Below are 432 nucleotides of genomic sequence, written 5' to 3' on the forward strand. Positions count from 1 at the left end.
CTGCTGCTCCTCCAATTGCTCCTTGCTTCTTGCTTGCAGCTCCTCAAGCGCCTTATCCTTGCTTCTCCGTTCGTTTTCAAGCTCTGATTGCCATGCAAGGCGCTGTTCGTCCAATTCAGCCTTTGTCTGCTCGCGCAGTTCATTTAACTGCGCGAGTGCGGCCTCAGCAGCTTGTTCCAGCTCAATCTGCAGGTTCATCTGCGTCTCTTCATGCTCGCGAACCGCAGCATCCAATTTCTCTTTGTACTCCGCTTCAACAGCTGCCAAGCGAGTGTTTAGCAGTTCAACGGCTTCCCGCTGTTGCTGCTCGAGAGCTCCAGCATTCCGCTGAACAAGCTCCTCATTCTCAAGCTGCTGCTCCAGCAGCTCTTCCTCAAGCTGAACGCGCTGCTCTTCAAGCTGGCTCGCCTTGCCCGCAGCCTGCTCATACTG

The 432-nt window shown here is 54.9% G+C and carries 1 protein-coding gene; it reads right to left on the bottom strand.

Going from position 1 to position 432, the window contains the following annotated elements; translation table 11 throughout:
- Window positions 1–432: hypothetical protein (locus AB4Z10_RS29745; protein ID WP_441474001.1), on the bottom strand; the 432-nt coding region annotated here is incomplete at both ends.

Origin of the sequence: Allobosea sp. RAF48, assembly GCF_052114025.1 — a bacterium.
Taxonomy (GTDB): domain Bacteria; phylum Pseudomonadota; class Alphaproteobacteria; order Rhizobiales; family Beijerinckiaceae; genus Allobosea.